Origin of the sequence: Shinella sp. M27, from assembly GCF_049199905.1 — a bacterium.
Classification (GTDB): domain Bacteria; phylum Pseudomonadota; class Alphaproteobacteria; order Rhizobiales; family Rhizobiaceae; genus Shinella.
Map to the genome: position 1 here is coordinate 3,932 of NZ_JBLZPK010000055.1, position 779 is coordinate 4,710.

The following is a 779-nucleotide window of genomic DNA, read 5'->3' on the forward strand; positions in this document are numbered from 1 at the left end:
GTCTCGATTGCTTTGCGCTAGCGGTGGGATGCCCAGGGCACCAGCCGCCGCTCGATGAGGCGCGCGACATATTCCAGCACGATGGCGATCAGCGCGATGACGATGATGCCGGCAATGACGATATCGGTGACGAGGAACTGCGCTGCAGACTGGATCATGAAGCCGATGCCGCTGGTCGCCGCCACCAGTTCCGCCGCCACCAGGGTCGTCCAGCCCGCGCCGAGCGCGATGCGGATGCCGGTCAGGATGGAGGGGACGGCACTCGGCAGGACCACTTCCCGCAGCACCTGCGCCTTGGTTGCACCCAGCGAGCGGGCGGCATTGACATGGTCCTTCGAGACGGCGCGCACGCCGGCCGAGGTCGACAGGATGATCGAGGGCAGCATGGAGAGCGCGATGACGGTGATCTTCGAGGCCTCGCCGATACCGACCCAGATGATGACGAGCGGCAGATAGGCAAGCGGTGGCAGCGGGCGCAGGAACTCGACGATGGGATCGAGAATGCCGCGGCCGACCCGGCTCGTGCCGATGGCAAGGCCGGCGGGAATGCCGATGAGAATGGAGGCGATCAGCGCCCCGAAGATGCGGTACAGGCTCGCGCCGACATGTTCGGCCAGCGTCGCATCGACAAAACCCGTCACGACGAGATTGTAGAGCGCGATGACGACCTGGCGCGGCGAGGGCAGGAAGACCGGCGAGACCAGCGCATAGGCCGAGGCAAGCGCCCACAGGCCGATGATGACGCCGATGGTGAGCGTGGAGATCACGGCGATGGGGAG

1 protein-coding gene is annotated in these 779 nt (G+C 66.2%); it reads right to left on the bottom strand.

The features are described 5' to 3' along the window. Positions 1-17 precede the first annotated feature (17 nt). Positions 18-779: ABC transporter permease subunit (locus ACOZK4_RS19920; protein WP_421593396.1), on the bottom strand; the 762-nt coding region annotated here is incomplete at its 5' end.